The organism is Streptomyces longhuiensis, assembly GCF_020616555.1.
Classification (GTDB): Bacteria; Actinomycetota; Actinomycetes; order Streptomycetales; family Streptomycetaceae; genus Streptomyces; species Streptomyces longhuiensis.
The window spans coordinates 8,650,339-8,668,992 of sequence record NZ_CP085173.1 but is presented as its reverse complement, the minus strand read 5'-3'; the positions used below and the strand labels follow the sequence as shown (position 1 = coordinate 8,668,992).

The following is an 18,654-nucleotide window of genomic DNA, read 5'->3' as shown; positions in this document are numbered from 1 at the left end:
CATGGGTCTGGACATCACCGTTCTCGTCGTCGACTGGGACCACCTCGCGCGGACGCCTGCCGCGGAGCGCCTCGGAATGCTGGAGGACGCCGCGTACCCGGACGACGACTGCGACGACCGTGACTCCGGTGGCGGTGGCACGGAGGCGCCGGTCGAGCACGGCTGGGTGCGGCGGCCCGATACGCCGTGGTGCGCCCTGTACGAGTTCTTCCGGACCCTCGGATCGTTCAAGCCACACTTCTGGGCCGGCCAGGCGTGGGAGGACGTCCGAGACTTCGCCGAACCCGACCTGCGGGCGGCGCTCGACGCGTTCCTCGCAGGGCTGTTCTGGCTGGGCCCCGACGACGCCGCCGCGGACACGAGCGCGGAGGACGAGCCGGCTGCCGGACTCTTCCCCTGCGAACCGGACCCGTGGCGCCCTCGGCTGCTCATCGTCCGTACACCGGAGCAGGTCACGGACCTGGCGCGCGCGTGGGCCGTTGTCGCCCCCCTCCTCGAAGACCTCCGCGCTCCGTACGCGGTTCACGCGGAGAGACCCGGGAGATGGATAGCGAACTTCGAGGAGTTCGCCATGCTGGTCCGCGACTGGGGCGAGGTGGTGACCGCGGCGTCCCGGAGCGGTCGTGGCCTGATCGGCCTCCCGATCTGACGACACTTGCCCACACTTGACGACAACTGCGGACATCTCAAGGCACCTGACCACCCTGAACACCGTTGCCGCCGACGGTCCCGTACCGCCTCCCACCTCGCACGACCGGGCGCGGACCGAAGTTGACGCGCATGGGATGCTGAGGCGTCCGCGGATCATGGCTGGATCAGGAGAGTGCGGCAGAGTGAGGGCAGTGACACGGCTGACGAGGATCGGTGGCACGTGGGACCGGTTCGTGGCATCCGATCCGGGGCTGCTGCGGCTGATGGCGGGATTGCGGACGGTCGGCGCGATCGGGCTCACCCTGGCCGTCCTCGCGGCGCTCCACACCGATGTGACGCACATGGTCGCCGGTGCCATGGCCGCGATGGTGGCCACCTTCGCGATCAGGGAGAAGGACGTACGCGGCCAGGCGGTCACCCTCGCCCTCGGCCTGCCCGTGGCGCTCACGGCGGTGTCGCTCGCCGCGCTGCTGCACAACAAGGTCATCGCGGGTGACCTCTTCTTCATCGCCCTGATCTTCGGGGCCGTCTACAGCCGCAGGTTCGGGGACCGCGGCACCGCGCTGGGTCTGATCGGCTTTCAGATCTACTTCGTCTCCCTGTTCGTGAGCGCGACGGTCTCGTCGCTGCCACAGCTGTTCGCGACGCTGGCCATCGCCTTCGCGTGCAGCGCGGTCGTGCGCTTCGCCGTCGTGCCCGAGACACCGGAGCGGGTCCTCGGCCGGCTGCGCGACGCGTTCAGGGCGCGGCTCGCGCAGCTGGTGGACACGCAGGCCGAACTGCTCGACGCCGAACCCGACCAGCTGGAGAAGGTCCTCGACGACCTGCGGCGGGGCACCGCACGGCTGCACGAGACGGCGCTGATGATCCAGGGCCGCCTGGAGGAGGGCACCCGTGACTCGGCCACCGCCTCCCTCGTGCAACGCAGGGTCGCCGACGCCGAGATCGCGGCCGAACGGCTCGGCGTCCTGCTGCTCAACGCCCGCAGCGCCGAACGCGCCGACACCCTCACCCTGCACCTGCCGCACGCGCCCGTACCGGAGCCGTCGAAGCGCCTGTACGCCGACGACGACGCGACCGCGACCCTGCGCCGCGACCTCAACGCCCTGCACCTGCTCGTCGCCCGCCCCGTGTCGGGAGCCCGCGGCACGGCGCTCGCGCACGTACGCAACCGGCTGCTCGCCTACCGCGACGAGGACAACCTGCCGCGCGGCTCCGCCGCCGTGCAGGACGTCTACCGCGGCATCGGTGAGGCGGCGCGCGCCGTCATGGGTCTTCGGGTCGCCCTCGACGGACCGCAGGACGAGTCCGACGACACCCCGGCGACCACGCGCTCCCGCGAGGAACTCGACGCCGAGGACCTCGCGATCACCGGCGCCGAGCAGGACGAGGACGACGCGGACGACCGCACCGGGCTCCAGCGGCCCACGACGCGGGCCGCGTTCCAGGTCGCGGTGGGGTCGTCGCTGGCCATCGTCGGCGGCGAGTTCCTGTCCAGCCAGCGCTGGTACTGGGCGGTCCTGACGTGCTGGGTGGTCTTCCTCAACACCGCGTCCACGGGCGAGATCCTCGTCAAGGGCTACCGCCGGCTCCTCGGCACCGTGTTCGGCGTGGTCGCCGGTGTCGCGCTCGCGGGCGTGGTCGGCAATCACACCTGGACGGCGTTCGCCCTCGTCCTGGTCTTCATCTTCGCGATGTTCTTCACCGCGCCGCTGTCGTACGCCCTGATGTCGTTCTTCGTCACCGCGATGCTGGGCCTGCTCTACACGCTGCTCAACACCTACAGCCTGGACGTGCTGGTCCTGCGGATCGAGGAGACGGCGCTCGGCGCCGCGTGCGGCATCGTCGCCGCGGTGCTCGTGCTGCCGGTGCACACGGACCGCCGTACCGACGAACTGCTCAGCACGGTCCTGGTCAGGCTCGGGGACGTCGTGTCGGCGGCCGTGGAGCAGCTCAGCGGTGGACCCGCGGTCGATCTGCTCGACAAGGCGCGGGATCTGGACACGGCCCTCGACGATCTGCGCGCCTCAACGAAGCCGCTGACGCATCCGATCACGCCGCTCCGCGTGCGGCGGCAGACGGCCCGCTATCTGGTGGCGCTCCTGGAGACCTGCGCCTATCACGCCCGGTCGCTGGCGGCGACGGCCGAACTGGTGCCGTACAGCAAGACCATCGCGGCGGATCCGCGGCTCGAGCGGGCCGGGGTGCGTATCGCGCACAACATCGGCGTGATCGACGCGCATGTGCGGGACGAGAAGACCGGCGGGGAGGTCCAGGCGGGCGCGAGCATCGCCTCGATGCTGGAGGCGGACGGGCCCGGAGCGCTGCGCTCGGGCACGGTCACCTTCCGCGTGCTGCGGCATCTCCAGCGACTCGACGAGGGAGTCGTGGGTCTCGCCCGGCCGCTCGATGTGCCGGTCGCGGGGCGCCGGCGCTGAGCGTTGTGGCACTCAGGCGCTCGGGCGCGGTGAGAAGGCGGGCATGGAGCGGGCCGGGGCGGCCTGATCTGCTGCCCCGGCCCGTCGACCATGCCGGTCCGCCGGCCTTCGAGTGGCCGGCGGTCAGGCGTCGTTCCGGAGGCTAGAGAACGCCGGACTCGGAGATGGTGACCTTCGCCGAGGGGGCGCCGCTGCGGGAGCCGAGGGCCTCGATCTTCTTGACGAGCTCCATGCTGGACTCGTCGGCGACCTCACCGAACACGACGTGCTTGCCGTCGAGCCAGTCGGTCACGATCGTGGTGATGAAGAACTGCGAGCCGTTCGTGTTCGGGCCCGCGTTGGCCATGGAGAGCAGGCCCGGCTTGGTGTGCTTGAGCTGGAAGTTCTCGTCGGCGAACTTCTCGCCGTAGATGCTCTTGCCGCCCGTGCCGTTGCCGGCGGTGAAGTCGCCGCCCTGGAGCATGAACTGCGGGATGATGCGGTGGAACGACGACCCCGCGTAGCCGTAGCCCTTCTCGCCCGTGGCCAGGGCACGGAAGTTCTCCACCGTCTTCGGGACGACGTCGTCGAAGAGGTTGAAGCTGATGCGCCCGGCGGGCTTGTCGTCGATGGTGATGTCGAAATATGCCTTGATTGCCATGGCGACATCCTTGCACTCCCCATGGCCCGAGCGCTCCTCGGGCCGGGCTTTCGCAGGTCGCCCGGGCCGCGCGTCCACTCGATCGGCCCGCTCCCGGGTCGGTGACGGCTCGGCGACCGGGCGACGCCCCACTGAACGAGGCGCCCCGTCCGTACGTACGTGAAGCGAGGGGACGGGCCGGTCGGCGATCTCAACGCCCTTTCCTTTCAAGGTCGTTGACCTTCCACCCGTACGCCGTTCCGCACGTTGGGGAGTCTGGATGAGGCACGCGCGACGCACCGCCCGGCGGATCACACGCCTTGCTGCCGTCGGTGGCCTGCTCTGCGGAAGCCTGTTGGTCACGCGCGCGATAGCGAACGAACCCGGCGCTTCCGGTCCACCCGTACCGGTGGGCGAACGGCTGGTGGCGCAGCTCGGCGCCGCCCGCACGGCGGGCAGCTGGCTCGGCGCGGACGGGCGGACGGTGGTCGCGGTGACCGACGCGGGCGCGGCGGCGGACGTGCGTCGGGCCGGGGCGCGGGCCGAGGTCGTGCGCCACAGCATGCGCGACCTGCGCTCGGCCGCCGAGACTTTGCGGGCGGCTCCCCGGGTGTCGGGTACGGCGTGGTCGATGGACTACGGCTCGAACGAGGTCGTGGTGCGGGCCGATTCGACCGTCTCGGCGAACGACTGGTCGCGGCTGGCCGGCGTCGCGAGGACCATCGGGACGTCCGTACGCATGGAGCGCACCCGGGGCACGTTCACCACCCGCGTCGACGGCGCGTCCCCGATCTTCGCCAGCGACGGGCGCTGCTCGGCGGGCTTCGACGTGACCGACGGCAGGGACGCGTTCCTGCTGACGGCCGGGCACTGCGGCCCGGTGGGCACGACGTGGTTCGCACGGCCCGGCGACGCCACCGCACTGGGCACCACGGTGAGGGGCACGTTCCCCGGGAACGACTTCTCCCTCGTGCGATACGGCGATGGGGTGCCGCGCTCCCGGAGCGACGTCGTCGCCATCGGCGGAGGCCGTGGCGTGCGCATCACCGGGGCGGCCGACCCCGTGGTGGGCCAGCGCGTCTTCCGCAGCGGCAGTACCACGGGGCTGCACTCCGGCCGGGTGACCGGCCTGAACGCGACGGTGAACTACCCGGAGGGCACGGTCACGGGCCTCGTCCAGACCACGGTGTGCGCCGAACCGGGCGACAGCGGCGGCCCCCTGTTCGCCGACGGGCTCGCCCTGGGCCTGACCTCGGGCGGCAACGGGAACTGCGATGCCGGGGGCACGACGTTCTTCCAGCCCGTCGAAGCGGCGATGACGGCCCTCGGCGTACACCTGGCCGCCGTCTCGGGGGACGACGGGCCGGGGACGGGGGCCGGTTCGGGACAGGCGCGGCCCGGCGGCGACGTGGCCCCGTCCGCGCCGCCCGCAGACTCCGAGGCAGGCGCTCCGGGTGGGGGCGGGACGGATGCCGGAGTGGGGACGGGAACGAACATGGGCGGGGCCACCGGCACCGCGTCCGGCACAGGCACCGGCACCGCGTCCGGTCCCGACACAGGAACCAGCAACACCGCGTCCGGTACCGGCCCCGTCGCCGCGATCTCCCGGGTCGTGGACACCCGGAGCGTCGGCCCGGGCCTGCTGGTCATCGGTGGGAGTCTGATCGCTCTGGTGGCGGCGCGCTCCATGCGTTCGTCTCGGCGGAGGCGCGGCGCCTGGTGATCGACCGGAGACCGGGCGTGGCCCGCTCCGGGCGGCCGCACGCAGCCGTACCGCGGCCCCCTCCAAATCTTCAGCCCAGACTGGACAGCCTGGACTGAAGGTTTTAGCGTGGGCGCATGAACAACGCCGAGGGCATCGACCACGCCGAGGGCATCTCAGAATCCGCGGACCGTGCCGCGCGCGAACTGCGCGTGATGTTCAGCCGCCTCCGGCGCCGCCTGCGCGAGGTCTCCGACAGTCAGGACCTCACCCCGTCCCAGGTCTCCGCGCTCAACCGGCTCGGCAAGGCGGGGGCCGCCACGGCCAGCGGTCTCGCCGCCTCCGAAGGCGTGCGGCCGCAGTCGATGGCCGCCACGCTCGCCGTGCTCGACCAGCACGGTCTGATCGAGCGCCGCCCCGACCCCGAGGACGGCCGCCGCCAGCTGGTCACCCTCACCGACGCCGGCCGCGAGAGCGCGGAGGGCACCCGGCAGGCCCGCGGGGAATGGCTGGCCCGCGCCTTCCAGGACAACTACACGGAAGAGGAGCGCCGGACCGTCGTCACCGCGCTGACCCTTCTGGAACGGCTCACAGAAGCCTGACCGGAACGCGTGCCCGTCACGGTCGCCCCCGGCCACGCCACCCCGAGATCGAACCACCCCGAAAGGCCCCGCTCATGGCTCTCACCACCCTCGACGAGCGCACCGCCCTCGTCGTCATCGACCTCCAGAAGGGCATTGTCGGCGCACCCACCACCCCGTACACCGGCGCCGAAGTCGTCGCCCGCTCGGTCGAGTTGGCGGACGCCTTCCGCTCGCACGGCCTGCCGGTCGTCCTCGTGCGCGTCAGCGCCGCCGCCGACGGGGCGGACGCCGTACCGGGGCGCAACGAGACCCAGGGACGCACCGGCGCCCGGCCCGAGGGCTGGGACGTCATCGTGGACGAACTGTCCGGCCACCCCGAGGACATCACGGTCACCAAGCGCAACTGGGGCGCCTTCTTCGGTACGGACCTGGACCTCCAGCTCCGCCGCCGCGGCATCACGCAGGTCGTGATGACCGGCGTCGCCACCAGCATCGGTGTCGAGTCCAGCGCCCGCGCCGCCCACGAGCACGGCTATCACGTCACGCTGGCCACCGACGCGATGACGGACCTGGACGTGGAGGCGCACCGCAACAGCATCGAGCGGATCTTCCCGCGCCTCGGCGAGACCGGCACGACCGAGGAGATCGCCGCACTCCTGGCGAAGACCCGCGCCTGACACGCGAGTTGAGCCCTGCCGGCCGCCCCGACCCTGGTCGGATTCCGGCCGGTGCGGCGCCCGACCTTGGCGGAACGAACCCGTCCGGGACAGGATGCCCGCATGAAGGGTGATCTCTTTTCCAGCGAGCACGTCGTACAGCCCGCCACCGCGCCGGGAATGACCGCACAGAACGCGAAGTCGATCCGCTACGTCGTCAACGGCGACATGATGGCCCGCCAGGGAGCGATGGTCGCCTACCGCGGGAACCTGCAGTTCGAGCGCAAGGGCCAGGGCATGGGCGGCATGCTCAAACGCGCGGTCACGGGCGAGGGACTGCCGCTAATGACGGTGCGCGGGCAGGGCGAGGCCTGGTTCGCGCACGAGGCACAGAACTGTTTCATCGTCGATGTCGAGCCGGGCGAGGCCCTGACGGTCAACGGGCGCAACGTCCTGTGCTTCGACTCCACGCTCTCGTACGAGATCAAGACCGTGAAGGGCGCGGGAATATCCGGCGGAGGCCTGTTCAACAGCGTCTTCACCGGTCACGGCAGGCTGGGGCTCGTCTGCGAGGGCAACCCGCTGGTCATCCCCGTGTCGCCGCAGCAGCCGGTGTTCGTCGACACGGACGCGGTCGTGGGCTGGACCGCCCATCTGAACACCTCGTTGCACCGGTCGCAGTCCATCGGGTCGATGATCCGCGGCGGTTCCGGCGAGGCCGTCCAGCTGAAGCTGGAGGGTGAGGGGTACGTCGTCGTGCGCCCCAGCGAGGCGACTCCACAGAAGGCCCAGCAGCACTGACGCTCCGTTGCACCCGAGCACTTCGAGGTGGCGGCCCCGGGACCCGGTGAGCCGTCACCTCAAGGTGCGCCACCTCACGGTGCTTCATCTCAACGTCCTTCATCTCAAGGCGCGTCAGGTCAAGGTGCGCTGCCACCTGACCTCGCCGTCGTGCATCCGGTCCGTGGGCTCCAGTCCGCACGCCGTCGCGACGGCTGCCGACGCGGCGTGGTCCGGGTGGATGTGCGCGACGACGGTGCGTACGCGCCGCTGCCCGAGCCAGTCGACCAGTGCGAGCGCCGCCTCCGTGGCGAGAGCGCGCCCCTGCCACGGCACTCCGACGACCCAGGCGATCTCGGCTTCGAGCCCGTCGTCACCGGGGCCGACCGTGGCCTGGACCGTGCCGGCCAGACAGTCTTCGTCCCTGATCCGGAGCACCCAGTTGCACCACGAGACGGCCGGGTCCGGGGAGCCCGCGACCAGGCGCCCGTAGCGTTCGCGCAACTCCCGCGCCGACAGCGGCGCGCCGCCGATGAACGTATGCAGAGCCTCGTCGCCGAGCACCGCGGCCATCTCGTCGGCGAACTCCACCTGGAGCGGGCGGAGTTCGAGTCTTTTGGTCGTGATGTCCGTCGCGGTCACGGTTCGCGGAGCCTGTCCATCGCGTCACCGTATTCCACGCCGGTGCGCCGGACACCGCGACCACGGCATCCGGCGCACCGGCCCCTCTACTGAACGGTGATCGCGAACACGTGGATCGCGTCCGCGTCGGGCAGGGTGACCGTGCGGATCGTCTTGCCCGCGGTGAGCGGGACGGAGTTGCCGAACAGCTTGTAGCCGGTGCCGAAGTTGGCGGGGCCGGTCGGGGTGTTGCGGTGGTCGGACGTGGCGACCGTCGTCGCGCCGTAATCCGTGCCCGCCGTGCAGCACCAGTTGGGGAAGCCGAGGCTGCCCGTGCTCGTGGTGCCGTCGGTGTAGGTGACCTTGACCTGGCCCGAGGTGAAGCCGGCCTCCGCGCCGAGGAACCAGAGCTTGGATCCACTGCCGGTGAGGGTGATCGACTGGCCGGCGAGTTCGACGTTGTTCGGGGTGCCCGGCTTGGCGGCCGGGAACGTCCAGGTCACGCCGTCCTTGCTGACCTTTGCCCCGGGGGTGACCCCGGCCGCGGCGAGGGCCTGCGCCGAGTAGCTGTCGCCGCCGCCGTCGAAGTTGCCGGTCGTGTAGTTGCCCTCGGCGGGCGGCGCCGCCTCGTTGGTCACGCCGACGTTGTTGAAGGCGGCGTCCAGGCTCGGATACGGCACTTCGGTGACGATCGAGGCGCGTCCCGACACGGAACCGTCACCGGCGCCCCCGGAGCGGTAGCGGGCCGTCGCGGTCAGGGTCGTGACGGTGGTGCCTGGCTCGGCGTCGGGGCCCTTCGCGGTGATGGTCGCGGTGGCCGAACCGCCGGGCCTGACCTTGCCGAGGGACACCTTCGACGTGCTGAGGCGCCAGCCTTCGGGGGCGCTGATACGCAGTTGCGCGCCGGTGAGTCCGGTGGGGCCATGGTCCGCGAGCGCGACCTTCCAGGTGGAGGTGGTGCCTTGACCGCCGGTCCGTGTCCAGGTGATCGCGGTGGCGGGCTGCACGCGGTGGGCGGTGCCGGCGTGGACGCGGTACAGCACGGTCGCGTGGGCGGGCACGTTCGCGGCGATCGTCCCCGTGGTCTGCGTGGTCCGCTTCGACCAGAGGTCCTTGAGGAGGTATGAGGATCCGGCGGGCAGCCCGGCCTTGGCGGCCGTCGTCGTGATGGTCCGCGCCTCGTCGGACGAGTTGAACAGGGCCACGGCCCGGTCGCCGTTCGCGAGGGGCTTGGACAGGACGTCGTAGCCGTCGCCCTGCTGGACGATGCGTCCCTGGAGGCCCTTGGTGTCCTGGTCGACGGCGATGACGTCCTTGTTGCCGAGGACGGCGAGCGCGTCGGGCGAGGCCTTCGTCAGGTCGGTGCTGGAGATGAGAGGGGCGGCCATCACGGACCACAGCGACATCTGGCTGCGGATCTCGTCGCCGGTGAGCCGGGACTGCCCGGCGAGGAGGAAGTCGGGGTCGTTCCAGCGGCCGGGGCTCTGCAGGTCGGCGAGCGGCACGTTGTAGGCGTAGTTGTACTTGATGGAGGCCCACTTGCCGCGCGCGGACGACGACTCCATGGCGACGTCGGCGCCCTCCCGCCACAGGTTGCCGACCTCGGCGGACCAGGAGATGACGTGGTGCCAGTCCTTCTCGCCCTCGAAGTAGGCGGGCGCGGAGACCGAGTAGACGATGGGGCGGCCGGTGTCGAGGAGCGCCTGGCTCATGTCGCCGTAGAGCTTGTGGTAGACGTCGTCCGCGCTCTGGCCCGTGGGGACGGGCACGTTGCAGCCGTCCAGCTTCAGGTAGTCGACCTTCCACTTGGCGAAGAGGTCGGCGTCCTGCTTCATGTGGCCGTACGAGCCGGGGTAGCCGCCGCACGTGGTCGTGCCGGCGTCCTCGTAGATGCCGAACTTGAGGCCCATGGCGTGCAGTTGCTCGCCGACGTAGGCCATGCCGTGCGGAAAGCGGGTGGGGTCGGGGACGAGGTTGCCGTCGGCGTCGCGGGCGTGCGTCATCCAGCAGTCGTCGGTGGTGACGGTGTCGTAGCCCTTGGCGGCCAGGCCGGAGGAGACGAGTGCGCGGGCGTTGGCGAGGACGGTCTCCTCGCTGATGTCGCAGCCGTAGTAGGACCAGTTGTTCCAGCCCATGGGCGGGGTGGGGGTGAGGTTGGGGTACGGCGTGGTGGCCGCGGCGGCGGGTGCGGCGGACGGTCCCGCGAGGCCACCGAGCGCGAGTGCCGCGGCGGTGGCGGCCACGGACAGGGCGCGAACGGCGCGGGCCCGGCCGCGGCGCGCGGGGTTCGGGGTGGTGCGGCGCCGTGCGGATCTGTGCTCTCTGTGAGCTCTCCCGGACAAGGGATCTCCCGTCTACGAGCGTCTACGAGCGCGCCGGGGATGACGCGACGGGGATACCGTGCCCAGGGAAGCTCGTTGCTGCAAGATGTATGGCGATTTCTTGCACAAACAATCAGCCAGCGGGGTAGTTCAACGCCTTGTGCACCAATTCACCCTCACCGCTTGTCAGTTGATCTCCGGGGCGTCGGTGAACCCCGGGCGAACTCCCGTACAACCCTTCCTCCTCATGCGCTGTCAAACAGGGCGCCGGACAAGGAACGGGCCCTTTCCGGACATCCCCCGCGCTGCCCGGCCGTCCTTCTCATCAGGAGCCGCTCGTGCGCAAGAACCGTTCCGCCGCCCTGGCCGCGGCGTCATTCCTCCTTCTGTCCGGTGCGGCCATCGCCACCGCCCCCTCCGCCTACGCCGGAACACCCGGAGGCACGCACGCCGACGACCGCAACAGCGATTTCAACGGCGACGGTTACGAAGACGTCCTGGTCGGCGCGCCCGGCGCCACCGTCAGCGGGAAGAAGGGCGCCGGCCTCGTCACCGTGCAGTACGGGTCGTCGAGAGGCGTCGGGACCACCAACGTCGCCCGCTTCAGCCAGTCCACCTCCGGCGTGGCCGGCGCCGCCGAGACCGGCGACGCGTTCGGGAAGGCCGTGGCCACGGGCGACCTGGACGGGGACGGCTACGACGACGCGATCGTCGGGATCCCCGGCGAGGACATCGGCACGACCACGGACGCGGGCGGCGTGGCCGTCCTCTGGGGCTCCAAGGCCGGTCTCACCGGCGCCGCCAGCGACTGGCTGGAGACCCAGGAACCCACCGCCGGCGAGAAGTTCGGCACGGGCGTCACGGCGGCGCACTTCACGAACGACACGCCGGGCGACGTCCTCGCCGTCCTCGACCGGGACGACCTGGAGCTCTTCGCCTACGACGCCGCGCCGCAGCCCGCCTCGAAGGCACCGCTGGAGCGCCGCTCCACGAGCCGACTGTCCAGGCTCGCCGACGAGCGCGACATCGTGCCCATGTCGCTGACCACGGGGGACTACGACAACAACGGCTTCGCCGACCTCGTCGTCTCGGGCGTGACGGCGGGCTCCGAGCCGGGACACGGCTGGTCGTCGTACCTGTCCGGGCACGCCGACGGCCTCACCTACGAGCGCGATCTGCGCGGCGGCCCCGTGGCGGCGTCGGGCGACATCGACGGCGACGGGTACGACGACCTCGTGACCGGCGAGCCCAACTCCCCCGACGACGGCGGCGCTTCGATGACCGGCGGCCTGGTGGGCGTGCGCCTCGGTGGCGCCGACGGGCCGTCGTCCGACGTGCAGTGGTGGACGCAGGACTCCGCGGGCGTGCCCGGCACCGCCGAGCGCGGCGACGGCTGGGGCACGGACCTGTCCGTCGCGGACACGAACGGGGACGGGTACGCCGACGTGGCGATCGGCGCGGCCGGCGAGGACATCGGCACGGTCGCCGACGCGGGCGCCGTGTGGGTGCTGCGCGGCGCGTCCTCGGGCCTGACCGCGACCGGAGCGCAGTCCTGGGACCAGAACTCGGCGAACGTGCCGGGCGCGCCGGAGAAGGGCGACAAGTGGGGCGGCCAGGTCCGCCTCACCGACCCGAACCGCGACGGCCGCTTCGGCCTCCTCGCGGCGGCACCGGGCGAGAACACGAACGACGGAGTGGTCTGGGTGTTCTCCGCGGGCTCCGGCGGCGTCACCGCCTCCGGCTCGTGGACGTACGGCGCGGGCTCACTCGGCGCTCCGTCCGCGGACGCGCAGTTCGGCGCGGCCATCGACGAGTAGGACCGTCACGGAACATCCGAACCAGGCCGCCCGCCTCCCCACCCCCTCAGAGACGGGCGGCCTTCCGTACTTCCCGTACGTCCATTTGATGACCGGCCGACGCCAGGTAGCACTCAAGGCGTACGGCACAACACATACGTGGACGGATCCGCCGGGACCCTCACCGCTCGTACGTTCTTGATCGGAACGCAGCGGCAGGACGGGACCGGCGAAGGGACACGGCTACATGTACGGCAAGGCATTCGCCCCGGAGTACCAGGGCGAGTTGCGCACGGCCCTCGGGGTGAACTCCTCCTACGAGGACGTGCGCGCGGCAGCGGGCCGGTCCCTCGAAGCGGCGGCGGGCCCCCTGGAGCGGGCGCGCGCCGCCCTGGCGCTCGCCGAGGCGAACCGGCGGCTCGGGCACGTCCGCGAGGCGGGCGACGCGTGGCGCGGCAGCTATCGCAGCGCGCGCACCGCCGGGCACACGGGGGCGATGGCCTGGGCGCTGTGGAGCGGCGGCACGCTGGCCCGCCAGTGCGGCTCGCTGCGTCTGGCCCGGCGGCTCCTCGGGCACGCCGTCACCCTGGCCGCCGAGAGCGACGACCGGCTCGCCCACGGCTACGCGCTCGCGGGCCTGGCGGAGACGGGACGCATCCAGGGCGACTACGCGGCGGTCGCCGCACTCCACGAGGAACTGCTCGAACAGGGCCGCGCCCACGGCGAACCCCGGCACATGGTCTGGGCGATGTCCGGCATCGCCCAGATGCACCGCAACACCGGCGACCATGCCAAGGCTCTGGAACTCTTCGAGGAGTCGGTCAGGGTGGCCACCGAGGCGGACGACGCGCGGGGCCGCGCCTGGTCGCTGCGCGGCGTGGCCGATGTGCTGTCCGTGCGGGGTGAACCCGACCGGGCGCTGGCCCTGCTCTCCGAGGCCGAGGGCATCTGCCGGGCGATGGATCTGGCGAGCGCGCTCGCGTACAACCACAAGATGCGCGCCAACGTCCTTTACCGGGACGGGCGTTACGAGGCGGCCCGCGACACCTACGCCTCGACGCTCGCGGAGTTCCGTGCCCTGCACGAGCCCCGCGGTGTGGCGCTGTGCCGGCTCGGTCTGGTCAAGTCGCGCTCCCGGCTCGGCCGCGACCGGCGCGCCACGCTCGCCGAACTCGACGTTCTCGAGGCCGACTTCACACGGATCGGGCTGCGGCACGCGCGGGAGATGGTGGTGGCGTTCCGTGCGGAGACGACGCGGGGTGCTGCGCGGTCCGAGACCCGTGCGGCGGCCTGACCGCCGTGCTCACTCCCCGAGCGTGATGCGGATGCCCACCGTGCCACCGAGGCCGCGGCGCAGACGGCTGCCGAACAGCGTCATCCTGCCGAGCAGGCCGTACTTGCGCCGGATCAGGTTGCGATAGCGAGCGGTGTCCTCCGGGGAGCAGATCTCCGCCGTGGCGGGCGACTGGTCGCCGGTCGGGTTTCCGCGGGCGTCGCACGGCCCCACCAGGACGTCCGCTCGATTGCGGATCCGCTTCACCTTCCAGGAGTCGGCGGCTGTCCAGGCACCGAGCGCGGACCCGTCCCTGACCACCCAGACGGGGGTGGCCACCGGGCTTCCGTTCTTCCGGAAGCTCGTGACCAGCAGATACTTCCCGGCGCTGAGCCGCGCGAGCCGCGTGTGATCCATGCCTCGAGTCTACGGCGCCCCGGCGGGCGAACGCCGGGACCTTGTCACGTCCGCCACTCCAGGTGTGGACGTTGCAACAAATTGTGAAGAAGGTGAGAGCTTTCTCTGCATCCGGGCGATCCGCGCGTCTGTGCCCGCCCGGGCCCGCCACGATGATCACGCCGCGCGCCTCCTCGTGGCATCCAGATCGGGGCGCGCAGAGCCAGGAGACTCCAGGAGCGCCGACGCCTTCGGCGCTTCTGGAGTCGTGCGGGCCACGCGGCCACGGAGATCGGCTCAGGTGCGGGCCGCGCCGGCGCGGGGGTCAGCGCAGAGCCGTCACCAAGAAGGTGGTGAGCGACAGGGTGAGCCCCACGATCGCCATCAAGAGGGTGCCGTACTCACGCCAGGCCCTGGGCCGGCGCTCCGCCTGCGGCCATTGCTCGCCGGGGCACACGCAGGCGGGATCGGCGGGGATCTGTTGTCCGTGCGGCTGGGTCACGCACAGTCAACTCCCCACCGTGCTGCGGCGATGCGGCCGAGATCAGCCACGCAGGACGACCCCGTGGCGGGTTCGCATCGCGCGGAATGGAGGAAGGCGAGGAAGAGGTACGGCAGGCCCCGGCCGAGGACGACCAGCACCACCAGCGCGACCACGCCCGCCGCCAGGAAACGAGCCCTAGGGGTACGGCCCGACCTGGGGCGGGATCGGCCGCCCGGCGTCACCTCACTCCAGGAGGTCCGCGACGAGTTCGGCGAACTCGTCCGGTGTGGCGAGGCGGATGCCCAGGTCCTCGGCCTTGGCCCGCTTGGAACCCGCGCCCTCACCGGCGACGACGAGCGAGGTGCGCTTGGAGACGCTGGAGGACGACTTGCCGCCGGCCCGCTCGATGAGTTCGTTCATCTGGTTGCGGCTGAGCTTCTCCAGGGGGCCGGTCATGCCTCCCGTGACGACGACGGTCATGCCGTCCAGCGGGCCCGCGGCGGCCGCCGGTTCGCCCGCTCCGTCCGTCTCGGTCTCCGGCGCGGGCGGGGTGGCGCCGGGTTCCGTCATGTTCACCCCGGCCGCGGCCAGCCGGTCGATCAGCGGGGCGAGTTCGGCCAGCTCGGAGACGATCACCGGGGCCTTCTCGGCGCCGATTCCCTCGACCCGCTGCATCGCCTCGGCGTCCGCGGCGCGGATGTGGTCCATCGTGGCGAAGTGGCGGGCGATACGCCGGGACATGGACCGCCCGGTGCCCCGCACACCGAGGGCGCACAGGACCCGGGACAGCGGCTGCGCCTTGGCGGCCTCGATCGCGGCGAGGAGGTTGTCCGTGCTGGTCTCCCCCATGCGGTCGAGCGCCAGGAGCCCGTCACGGGTGAGGGCGAACAGGTCGGCGAGGCCGGCGACCAGGCCCGCGTCGACGAGCTGGACGACGCGGGTGGCGCCGAGGCCCTCGATGTCGAGCTGGTCGCGGCCCGCCGCGTAGGAGAGCGAGGCCACCAGATGGCAGTTCCGGCCGCGCTCGCAGCGCCAGCGCTGCTCACTCGTGTCGATGCCGGAGCCGCACTGCGGGCACACGTCGGGGAACGCGATCGGCTGTTCGTCGCCGGTGCGCAGGTGGGCGACGGGCGCCTCGATGCGGGGGATGATGTCGCCCGCCTTGTAGACCATCACGTGGTCGCCGATCCGCAGGTCGCGCCGGGTGATGTCGGCCGGGTTGTGCAGCGTGGCGTACGTGACCGTGCTGCCGTCGATGTCGACGGGTTCGAGGACGGCACGCGGGGCGATGATGCCCGTACGGCCGACGTTCCACTCGACGCCGAGGAGGCGGGTGATCTTCTCGACGGCCGGCAGCTTGAAGGCGATGGCCCAGCGCGGGGCGCGCGTGCCCGATCCGGCGGCCTCCTGGTCGGCCGCGAGGTCCGCCTTGACGACGATCCCGTCGATGCCGAACGGCAGCTCGGCGCGCAGGCCCGCGATGTGCTCGACCCGAGCGAGCACCTCCTCGACGGTGTCCACGGTGAGTCCCGAAACGGCTGTCGTGGCCGGTGTGTTGACGCCGAGCGTGGCCGCGCGGTCCATCAGTTCGCCGTGGGCCAGTGAGCGCAGTGCCTCGGTGTGCTCGGCCGACGTGCCGGGCAGGGGCAGCAGGCCGTACGCGAAGAACGTCATCGGCACCGTGTAGGCGCGCTCCTTGGCCCTGAGCGTGCCCGCAGCGGCGTTCCTCGGGTTGGCGAAGGGGGCGCCGCCGTGCTCCGTACGCACCTCGTTCGCGTGCTCGAACTGGCTGATCGTCATGAGGACTTCGCCGCGCACCTCGACCGTGTGCGGCTCGGCGAGGCGGTCGGGCAGGCCCTCGATGGTGCCGATCGCGTGCGAGACGTCCTCCCCGGCCGTCCCGTCGCCCCTGGTGATCAGCTGCGTGAGGCGCCCCTCGTGGTAGCGCGCGGCGATGGCCAGGCCGTCCAGCTTGGGCTGGACGTTCCACCGGGTCACCTCGTGGCCGATCCGGCGGGCCACCGACGCGGTCCAGGTGGTGAACTGCTCACCGTCGAACACGTTGTCCAGGCTCAGCATCGGGACCGTGTGCGGCACGTCCCCCTCGACGGCGCCGCCCCCGACCTTGCCGGTCGGCGAGTGCGGCAGCACCTCGTCGGGGTGATCCGCCTCGTACGCGGCGACGGCCCGCACGAGCCGGTCGTACGCGTCGTCGTCGAGGGCCGACGTCCCGCCCGTGTAGTAGGCGCCTGCCGCCAGGGACGCGTCCGTGACGGCCTGAGCGTAGGCAGCGGCATCGGCCAGGACGAACTCACCAGAAGTCGTTGTCATGGTGCCATCGTGCCTGGTGGCACTGACAATCGACCGGAGGCGACGGCGGCGCCCGGGGTCAGAGGCTCCCCCTCACACCCGCAGCCGGTCCCGCGCCTGCACCCCGTCCCCGAGGCCCGCGACTCCGAACGCCTTGCCGAGGCCTTGGGCCGGCATGTCCCCGTAGATCGTCTCGTAGGAGCCCTCGGGCACGACGTACGTCTCGTGCCAGATCCCCACGTGGCTCGCGCTCTTGCGGGCGTACCGGTTGATCCGCGCCCACCAGGGGTGATGGCGCTTGTCCGGGGCCGCGGCGTAGGCGAGCAGCTTCTCCTTCGACTCCCAGTACTGGACGACCATGTAGGTGCGCGGCGAGCCCGTGAGCAGGATGTGGTGCAGGAGGCCGAGGGAGCGGTCGCGGTTCAGCTCCCTGATCATCATGGGCATCGCGACGAACACCGGCAGCCATCGGTGGACGGCCCAGAAGTGGTTGATGCGCATGCCGATGAGGAAGACCACCACTTCCCCCTGTGCGCCCGCGGTCATCCGTCCGGCATGTGTCTTCGCGCCCATGTCGCCCCCGATTCGACTGAATTGGAAAGAGTTGAAGAGAGTTGAAGAAGTTGGAGAGTGCCGCTACCCATGCACCCATGCTTGGATAGTGGCACTGTCCAAGGAGGGGTGCAAGAGATGCGACTCGCGGAACTCAGCGAACTGAGCGGGGTCTCCATCCCCACCATCAAGTACTACCTCCGGGAGCAACTCCTGCCGCCAGGACGGCGCATGACGGCGACTCAGGCCGAGTACGACGACTCCCACCTTCGCCGGCTGCGTCTGGTGCGGGCGCTGATCCAGGTGGGCCGAGTGCCGGTGGCGACCGCTCGCGAGGTGCTCGCGGCCGTGGACGACGACTCGCTGGGCCGCACGATCCGCATGGGCGCGGCCCTGTGGGCGCTGCCGCAGCCACCCGAGGCACCCGAGGACGACCCGGCCACGGTCGAGGCGACCTCGGCCGTGGACCGGCTCCTCGTGGAGCTCGGCTGGGACACCGCGCGCGAGATCGGCAGCCTCTCCCCCTCGTACCGCACCCTCGTCACGACCGTGGCCACGCTCAACCGCCTCGGCTACACCTGCGGAACACCCGAACTCAGCCCGTACGCACGGCACATGGAACGCGTCGCCGAGCACGACATCGACCGGCTCGACACCTTCCCCGAGGAGGTGGAGAAGGTCGAGGCCGCGGTGGCGGCGGCGGTCCTGTACGAGCCGGTCCTGCTCATGCTGCGCAGGCTCGCCCAGGAGGAGCACTCGGCGCGCCGGTTCGGGCTCTGAGGACGGTGAGAACTGCGAGGGTCACGAGGACCGTGACCCTGCGCCCGCACGCGCCGCCTCATGCCGACGGATCGAACCCCGTAGCCATCCGGGCGTACGCGTGCAGCATGGCGATCACCTCGGCGCGTGTGCGGCGCCCCGCGAGCACCTCCATCTGGAAGCCGTCCTCCATCGCTACGAACCCGGCGGCCAGTTGGCCCGCGGGCTCGGCGAGCGCGAAGTGCCCCTGAGCCTCGCCGAGGACCAACGTGGCGTAGTACACGGCAATCTGACGCTCAGTCAGCGTGGCATCGAGGGCCGCCGCCCGGGGGTCACGCAGGCTGCGCGGCCAGTACTCGAAGAGCAGCCGGGGCAGCAGGTCGTCCGGCCCGTCGGCGACGCCGTGCTCGACACAGGCCCGCAGCCGGTCCCGGGCGTCCGGGAACTTCTCGGCGCTCTCCTCACGCTCCCGGCTGAAGCGCTCGTTGGCCCGCTGGAAGGTCTCGTACATCAGCTCGTCGAGGTCGTCGTAGTAGTAGAGCACCGCGGCCGACGTGACCCCGGCCTCCTCGGCGACATCGCGCAGCCGCAGCCCTTCGAGACCCCGGCTGTGCAGGGCGCGCAGCGTGGCCTGGTGCAGTTGCGCGCGCCGCGCCTCCTGGTCCTTGCGCCGTCCCACGACCGCCTCCGTCCGACCCGGGTCCCACCCGAT

Annotated in this window: 17 protein-coding genes; 9 read left to right on the top strand and 8 right to left on the bottom strand. The window is 71.5% G+C overall.

Annotated features, from left to right (window positions below; all coding sequences use genetic code 11):
* The first annotated feature begins 1 nt into the window (after position 1).
* Together LGI35_RS39455 and LGI35_RS39450 are read left to right on the top strand one after the other, a co-directional pair.
* Entirely contained in the window at positions 2 to 649 is a 648-nt protein-coding gene (locus LGI35_RS39455) for a hypothetical protein (RefSeq protein ID WP_227299225.1), read from the top strand.
* Positions 650 to 914: 265 nt separating this feature from the next.
* On the top strand, positions 915 to 3,089 hold the full coding sequence (locus LGI35_RS39450; RefSeq protein ID WP_227300711.1) for an FUSC family protein: 2,175 nt from the start codon (positions 915 to 917) through the stop codon (positions 3,087 to 3,089).
* A gap of 142 nt (positions 3,090 to 3,231) precedes the next feature.
* Here LGI35_RS39450 and LGI35_RS39445 read toward each other — a convergent pair whose 3' ends face one another.
* The gene (locus LGI35_RS39445; protein WP_116505392.1) at positions 3,232 to 3,729 is read right to left on the bottom strand and encodes a peptidylprolyl isomerase; all 498 of its coding nucleotides are present in this window, start codon (positions 3,727 to 3,729) and stop codon (positions 3,232 to 3,234) included.
* 259 nt (positions 3,730 to 3,988) lie between these two features.
* On the opposite strand from LGI35_RS39445, the gene LGI35_RS39440 reads away from it, so the two are divergent.
* The 4 genes from LGI35_RS39440 to LGI35_RS39425 all read left to right on the top strand — a co-directional run bounded on the left by LGI35_RS39440 (position 3,989) and on the right by LGI35_RS39425 (position 7,451).
* Positions 3,989 to 5,431: a S1 family peptidase gene (locus LGI35_RS39440; RefSeq protein WP_227299224.1), complete on the top strand. Its 1,443-nt coding sequence runs from the start codon at positions 3,989 to 3,991 to the stop codon at positions 5,429 to 5,431.
* A gap of 116 nt (positions 5,432 to 5,547) precedes the next feature.
* Positions 5,548 to 6,012: a MarR family winged helix-turn-helix transcriptional regulator gene (locus LGI35_RS39435; protein ID WP_227299223.1), complete on the top strand. Its 465-nt coding sequence runs from the start codon at positions 5,548 to 5,550 to the stop codon at positions 6,010 to 6,012.
* A 74-nt stretch (positions 6,013 to 6,086) separates the two neighbouring features.
* Complete coding sequence (locus tag LGI35_RS39430) at positions 6,087 to 6,671, top strand: hydrolase (protein WP_227299222.1); 585 nt, start codon at positions 6,087 to 6,089, stop codon at positions 6,669 to 6,671.
* A gap of 102 nt (positions 6,672 to 6,773) precedes the next feature.
* Positions 6,774 to 7,451 (top strand): AIM24 family protein, encoded by a 678-nt coding sequence (locus LGI35_RS39425; RefSeq protein ID WP_227299221.1) that lies wholly within the window; start codon positions 6,774 to 6,776, stop codon positions 7,449 to 7,451.
* A gap of 114 nt (positions 7,452 to 7,565) precedes the next feature.
* Here LGI35_RS39425 and LGI35_RS39420 read toward each other — a convergent pair whose 3' ends face one another.
* Positions 7,566 to 8,072, bottom strand: coding sequence for a GNAT family N-acetyltransferase (locus LGI35_RS39420; protein WP_227299220.1), 507 nt, complete (start codon positions 8,070 to 8,072; stop codon positions 7,566 to 7,568).
* A gap of 86 nt (positions 8,073 to 8,158) precedes the next feature.
* Positions 8,159 to 10,294, bottom strand: a complete 2,136-nt coding sequence (locus LGI35_RS39415; RefSeq protein ID WP_227299219.1) for an NEW3 domain-containing protein — start codon at positions 10,292 to 10,294, stop codon at positions 8,159 to 8,161.
* A 416-nt stretch (positions 10,295 to 10,710) separates the two neighbouring features.
* Between LGI35_RS39415 and LGI35_RS39410 the strand changes: the two genes are divergently transcribed.
* Both LGI35_RS39410 and LGI35_RS39405 read left to right on the top strand, forming a co-directional pair.
* Positions 10,711 to 12,189: an FG-GAP-like repeat-containing protein gene (locus LGI35_RS39410; protein WP_227299218.1), complete on the top strand. Its 1,479-nt coding sequence runs from the start codon at positions 10,711 to 10,713 to the stop codon at positions 12,187 to 12,189.
* Positions 12,190 to 12,415: 226 nt separating this feature from the next.
* Positions 12,416 to 13,462 carry a tetratricopeptide repeat protein gene (locus LGI35_RS39405; protein ID WP_227299217.1) on the top strand — a complete coding sequence of 349 codons (1,047 nt, stop codon included), beginning with the start codon at positions 12,416 to 12,418 and terminating at the stop codon, positions 13,460 to 13,462.
* Positions 13,463 to 13,471: 9 nt separating this feature from the next.
* On the opposite strand, the gene LGI35_RS39400 is transcribed toward LGI35_RS39405, so the two are convergent.
* From LGI35_RS39400 to LGI35_RS39385, 4 genes are all read right to left on the bottom strand, one after another.
* Positions 13,472 to 13,858: a PPOX class F420-dependent oxidoreductase gene (locus LGI35_RS39400; RefSeq protein WP_227299216.1), complete on the bottom strand. Its 387-nt coding sequence runs from the start codon at positions 13,856 to 13,858 to the stop codon at positions 13,472 to 13,474.
* Positions 13,859 to 14,162: 304 nt separating this feature from the next.
* On the bottom strand, positions 14,163 to 14,339 hold the full coding sequence (locus LGI35_RS39395) for a hypothetical protein (protein ID WP_227299215.1): 177 nt from the start codon (positions 14,337 to 14,339) through the stop codon (positions 14,163 to 14,165).
* 225 nt (positions 14,340 to 14,564) lie between these two features.
* Entirely contained in the window at positions 14,565 to 16,652 is a 2,088-nt protein-coding gene (gene ligA, locus LGI35_RS39390; RefSeq protein WP_227299214.1) for an NAD-dependent DNA ligase LigA, read from the bottom strand.
* A 72-nt stretch (positions 16,653 to 16,724) separates the two neighbouring features.
* Positions 16,725 to 17,204, bottom strand: coding sequence for a DUF4188 domain-containing protein (locus LGI35_RS39385; RefSeq protein WP_227299213.1), 480 nt, complete (start codon positions 17,202 to 17,204; stop codon positions 16,725 to 16,727).
* A gap of 117 nt (positions 17,205 to 17,321) precedes the next feature.
* Between LGI35_RS39385 and LGI35_RS39380 the strand changes: the two genes are divergently transcribed.
* The gene (locus LGI35_RS39380; RefSeq protein WP_227299212.1) at positions 17,322 to 17,963 is read left to right on the top strand and encodes a MerR family transcriptional regulator; all 642 of its coding nucleotides are present in this window, start codon (positions 17,322 to 17,324) and stop codon (positions 17,961 to 17,963) included.
* A gap of 58 nt (positions 17,964 to 18,021) precedes the next feature.
* On the opposite strand, the gene LGI35_RS39375 is transcribed toward LGI35_RS39380, so the two are convergent.
* A complete protein-coding gene (locus LGI35_RS39375; protein WP_227299211.1) occupies positions 18,022 to 18,621 on the bottom strand; it encodes a TetR/AcrR family transcriptional regulator in 600 nt (199 codons plus the stop codon).
* Positions 18,622 to 18,654: the final 33 nt, after the last annotated feature.

Excerpts from the sequence above, each read along its gene's own strand:
- LGI35_RS39455 (WP_227299225.1), top strand. The coding sequence starts at position 2 with ATGGGTCTGGACATCACCGTTCTCGTCGTCGACTGGGACCACCTCGCG.
- LGI35_RS39450 (WP_227300711.1), top strand. The coding sequence starts at position 915 with ATGGCGGGATTGCGGACGGTCGGCGCGATCGGGCTCACCCTGGCCGTC.
- LGI35_RS39445 (WP_116505392.1), bottom strand. The coding sequence starts at position 3,729 with ATGGCAATCAAGGCATATTTCGACATCACCATCGACGACAAGCCCGCC.
- LGI35_RS39440 (WP_227299224.1), top strand. The coding sequence starts at position 3,989 with ATGAGGCACGCGCGACGCACCGCCCGGCGGATCACACGCCTTGCTGCC.
- LGI35_RS39435 (WP_227299223.1), top strand. The coding sequence starts at position 5,548 with ATGAACAACGCCGAGGGCATCGACCACGCCGAGGGCATCTCAGAATCC.
- LGI35_RS39430 (WP_227299222.1), top strand. The coding sequence starts at position 6,087 with ATGGCTCTCACCACCCTCGACGAGCGCACCGCCCTCGTCGTCATCGAC.
- LGI35_RS39425 (WP_227299221.1), top strand. The coding sequence starts at position 6,774 with ATGAAGGGTGATCTCTTTTCCAGCGAGCACGTCGTACAGCCCGCCACC.
- LGI35_RS39405 (WP_227299217.1), top strand. The coding sequence starts at position 12,416 with ATGTACGGCAAGGCATTCGCCCCGGAGTACCAGGGCGAGTTGCGCACG.
- LGI35_RS39400 (WP_227299216.1), bottom strand. The coding sequence starts at position 13,858 with ATGGATCACACGCGGCTCGCGCGGCTCAGCGCCGGGAAGTATCTGCTG.
- ligA (WP_227299214.1), bottom strand. The coding sequence starts at position 16,652 with ATGACAACGACTTCTGGTGAGTTCGTCCTGGCCGATGCCGCTGCCTAC.
- LGI35_RS39385 (WP_227299213.1), bottom strand. The coding sequence starts at position 17,204 with ATGGGCGCGAAGACACATGCCGGACGGATGACCGCGGGCGCACAGGGG.
- LGI35_RS39380 (WP_227299212.1), top strand. The coding sequence starts at position 17,322 with ATGCGACTCGCGGAACTCAGCGAACTGAGCGGGGTCTCCATCCCCACC.